Source organism: Streptomyces sp. NPDC055078 (genome assembly GCF_053607985.1).
In genome coordinates this window covers 1-4175 of the sequence record NZ_JBSGUP010000437.1, presented here as the reverse complement: position 1 = coordinate 4175, position 4175 = coordinate 1, and the positions used below count along the sequence as shown (strand labels likewise).

At 73.4% G+C, this 4175-nt stretch carries 4 protein-coding genes; all 4 read right to left on the bottom strand.

Annotated features, from left to right (window positions below):
* Window positions 1-1518 (bottom strand): BTAD domain-containing putative transcriptional regulator (locus ACWF94_RS28575; RefSeq protein ID WP_453494588.1); only part of this gene is annotated, 1518 nt, incomplete at its 3' end.
* A 621-nt stretch (window positions 1519-2139) separates the two neighbouring features.
* Window positions 2140-2679, bottom strand: a complete 540-nt coding sequence (locus ACWF94_RS28570; RefSeq protein WP_453494585.1) for a hypothetical protein — start codon at window positions 2677-2679, stop codon at window positions 2140-2142.
* Window positions 2676-2813 carry a hypothetical protein gene (locus ACWF94_RS28565; RefSeq protein ID WP_453494582.1) on the bottom strand — a complete coding sequence of 46 codons (138 nt, stop codon included), beginning with the start codon at window positions 2811-2813 and terminating at the stop codon, window positions 2676-2678. Before ACWF94_RS28565 ends, ACWF94_RS28570 begins: the two co-directional genes overlap by 4 nt.
* Before the next feature lie 242 nt (window positions 2814-3055).
* On the bottom strand, window positions 3056-3931 hold the full coding sequence (locus ACWF94_RS28560; protein WP_453494579.1) for a maleylpyruvate isomerase family mycothiol-dependent enzyme: 876 nt from the start codon (window positions 3929-3931) through the stop codon (window positions 3056-3058).
* Window positions 3932-4175: the final 244 nt, after the last annotated feature.

Genomic DNA, 4175 nt, shown 5'->3' with positions numbered 1-4175 from the left:
CGCGAGGGTGGCGAGCGTCCAGGAGGTACGGGCGCGGAAGCGGTTGGCGACCAGTTCGATGGCCAGCGGGAGATAGCCGCACTGCCGGACGATCCGGGAGGTCTCCCGGATGTCCTGGGTGCGCTCATCGCCCGCGAACCTGCGGAACAGGGCGATGGCATCCGCGGCGGGCAGAATGTCCAGCGGCACCGACAGCGCGTGCGGCAGCCCGCTCAGATGGCGCCTGCTGGTGATGATGGTGAGGGACGACGAGCCGCCGGGCAGCAGCGGCCTGATCTGGTCGGCCCCCGCCGCGTCGTCCAGGACCACGACCACCCGCCGTTCCGCCAGCAGGGTCCGCCACATGGCGCTGCGCGCCTCCAGTTCGACGGGGATGTGCTCGGCGGGTGCGCCGAGCAGCCGCAGCAGGGTCGCGAGGGCGGCCCCGGGGCTCAACGGCTCCTGGGTGGGGGAGTGGGCCCGTAGATCCAGATAGATCTGGCCGTCGGGGAACTCGGCCGCGAGTGTGCCTGCCGTGTGGACGGCGATGGCGGTCTTGCCCACCCCCGCCATGCCGCTGACGGCTTCGAGAGTGACGACCGGCCCGTTCCCGGCCGCCGCGCCGATCGCCGCGTTCAGGGTCCGCAGTTCCGAACGGCGGCCGATGAGCGCCGGCTGATGGGGCAGATTGCGGGGTGGCAGCGGTGCGGGTGCGGGCGGGCGGATGGCCCGGCCGCTCTCCCGCACCGCCGCCGTCGCGCCCGAGACCAGGGCGTCGGGCGGTACGCGCGCGAGAACACCGCGGTGGATACGGTTCAGCTCCGCGCCCGGCAGCGAGCCGTACTCGGCCATCAGGAGCTGCCGGGCCCGCTGGTGGACCCGCAGGGCGTCGGTGAACCGTCCGCCGCCGTAGTACGCCAGCATCAGCTGGCCCAGCAGCGTCTCGTCCCCGGGCCGCTGGTCGACCAGCGCGGACAACTCACCGACCAGCTCGGTGAAGTGCCCCAGCCGGAGCCCGGCCGCGAGCCGCGAGACGGTGGCGCCGAGCCGCTTCTCCTCAAGCGACCCGCGTACGGTCTCGGCCCACCCGCCGGGCAGACCGGCGAGCGCCTCGCCCTTCCACAGCCGCTCGGCGCGGCCGAGTACCGCGACCACCTGAGCGTCGTCCCCGGCCGGGGGCCCGTCCACCAGCCGCCGGAAGCGGAACCAGTCCACACAGCCGGGGTCGGCCTCCAGGACATACGTGTGCGCGCGCCCGACGATGCGGGGCGCCCCCGGGCCCGTACCGGCGGCGCGCAGCCGTCTGCGGAGCCGGGAGATGTACGTATGGGTGTTCTCGCGGGCGTGCGGAGGAGGATCACCGTCCCACAGCCGCTGCACAAGCGCGTCCAGCGAGACCGGACGGCCCGCGTCCAGCGCGAGCGAGGCCAGCGCCACCCGTTCCTTGTCCGACCCCAGTTCCAGGCGTCCGCGGCTCTCGGCCGGCGCCCCCGCCGCGTCGTGCCAGAGCCCCACCGGGCCCAGTAGATGGATCTCCACCAGCGCCCCTCAAGCTGGTCGGTCCAGGCATGTTCGTCAGGCTGGGACCGAGCATGGCACGGGCGGCGGGGGCCTACCAGACGCAGTCCCATACTGGCTGGATTCCGTTCAATACGGTCGTTCGGCGCTGGTCAGGGCAGGACCGAACCGATCCGTGCGGACAGCAGCCGACCACCAGGGGCGGACACATGGGGACGAGTGATGCCCATGGGAGACACGCTCATGGGGAAGCGGGACACGGGCACCCGGAACAGGGCGGCACGGCCGACGGAAACACGACACGGGACGCCGGGGCGGGTGCGGGATCCGGCAGTGAGTGCGGATACGGCGCAGGGCCCGTCCGCGAGCGCGAAGGGGGCGCAGGGCTCGTCCGTGAGCGTCAGGGAGGCACAAGGGCCCGTCCGGAGCGCGAAGCCGGCACAGGACGACGAGGTGCAGGGCCCGGTGACGGGCCCCACGTCGGCAGCTGGCACCTCACGCGACGACACACCGGCCGGACGCCCGGCGGGCACCGGTGCCGTCCCGGACGCCCGGGCCGTCGAGGACTCCCCGGCCGCCCGGGCCACTTCACCCGCGCGCTCGCGCTGTACGGGCGGACCAGCCCCGCCGACGCCCGCGGGCTCAGGGAATCGGGCACCCCCCGGCCGTAGTGATCGCGAGCGATCGGCCCGCCACCAGCCAGGCGTGCAGACACGACGGCAGCAGAGAGGACTCCGGCCGTACGGGGCACGGGACGAGGACCGTACCCCGGTCCGTGCCCCCGGCGACGAGCCAGCCGCCGCCCCTCAGGGGTACCGCGGCGAGCCGGCAGGCGGGATGGGCGGCCCGCACCTCCGCCAGCCTGCCCGGTGCCTCGGCGACCGGCCGGGGAAGGCTTCCGTACAGCACATCCGCGCACTCCCGCAGTTCCCGGCGCCGACAGCGGTCGGTGTCCACGGCGAAGTGCTCGTCCAGGACCGATCGCCGGTCGACGGGCAGCGGCCGGGAGGAGGGCGAGGACACCACGAGGACGTAGTCCCGCGCGCACAGGGCGTAGGACCGCACCCCGGCGGAGCGGCCCGGAGCGTACGGCATCGGCATCGGCATCCGCATCGGTACCGGTACCGGTACCGGTACCGGTACCGGTACCTCGCGCACGGTGACGGTGACCCAGCCCGTCATGCCGTCACCTCCAGCCGCTGTCCGTCCGCGAAACGCGGCACATCCTCGGCGAAGGCGCCCCGGAGGCGGCAGTCGGCCTCCGGCAGCGCGAGGATGTCGAGCAGTCGTTCGGCACAGGTCACGGTGTGGGCCACGGCCGGTACCCTGCTGCGGCTGGCCGGTGTCGGCCACGGGCGCGGCTCGGCCGATGGCGGATCTGCGGATGTGCTCAACGCCGACATGGCGTCCCCCGTTGTCTCCCTCTGCGGGCTCGTCCGGTCCTGCTGTTGAGGAGGCGATGCCCTGAGGGGCGGACAGAACGCTTGCGGGACCCTTGCCGAAACCTTGCACGGACACCGGGGCGGTACGGCGGGATCGCCGGGCACCGGCCGGCGGCTCAGCGCACGATCGACACGATCCGGCAGACCGCGTCGGCCAGCCGCCGGTCACCTTCGATCCGGGCGCCGTCCAGGGCGGTGGCCGGGTCGATCGCCCTTACGCACAGCCGCCAGGCGGACTCCGCGTCGAGCCGTACGGTGGCGGCGGGCGGACCCGACGGCGCCGGGGCCAGGGACCAGCGCCCGCCCGTCGCGGTCGCGGGCGTCGTCACAGTTGCAGTCGTTGTCGCTGTCGCTGTCCAGGAGTTCGATACGGGACCGGTCACGGCGACCGTGACCTGGGTTCCCGCTTCGGCGCGGGTCGTCCGCAGGGTGTGCGGGAGCGCCCGCATGAAGGTGTCCAGCACCAGGCCCAGCGCGTGCGGGTCGGGGTCGGTGTCCAGGCCCGTGGCATGACGGATCTGCTGGCGGTGCGTCCAGTGTTCGGTGAACTCACGGGCGCAGTCGAGCCACAGCGGCGCGGGGTCGGCCCCGGCCCAGGACACGCCCAGCGAGGGCTCCTGGAGATCGGCGCCCTGGAAGAGGTCCGCGACCGCCGCCCCGGTCAGTTCGAGCGACTCGGTGATCGCGGCCGGACTGACCCGCCGGTACGCCTCCACCCACTCCTGGTTGATGCGGTGGATGAACGATTCCAGCGGCTCGCCGGGCGCGGGCGACGGTCCCTCCCGGTGGCCGTCGCGGTCCCGGGAGATCCGGCCGTAGTCGTCGCCGAGGAGATGCGCGGCCATGTCCCGTACGGTCCAGCCGGGGACCGTCTCCCGGCGCCACTGACCGGGGGACAGCCCGCGCAGCAGTGCCAGCAGTTCGGCCCGCTCGGGCAGGAACCGGGAGCGGGCGTCGATTGGTGCGCCCAGCCAGGAGTCGTCGTCGGGCATGTCAACTCACCCTTCTGAGATATCGGACAGTGTCGGTGTCAGTCGGTGTCAGTCGGTGTTTGTCGGGTGTTCGCCGGGTGTTTCCGGGCGCCTGCACGGCAGGTCGCTGTCCGGGCGGGCACCTGTGGGTGCCGTGCCCCTGTGGGTGATCGTGTCAGCGCGTACGCCGATCCGGAAAGCAGTTATCCGTGTCGCGGCACCGACGGCGGACCGCACCCCCTGCCCGGCGAATGTCATGCTGGGC

Excerpts from the sequence above, each read along its gene's own strand:
- ACWF94_RS28570 (WP_453494585.1), bottom strand. The coding sequence starts at position 2,679 with ATGACGGGCTGGGTCACCGTCACCGTGCGCGAGGTACCGGTACCGGTA.
- ACWF94_RS28560 (WP_453494579.1), bottom strand. The coding sequence starts at position 3,931 with ATGCCCGACGACGACTCCTGGCTGGGCGCACCAATCGACGCCCGCTCC.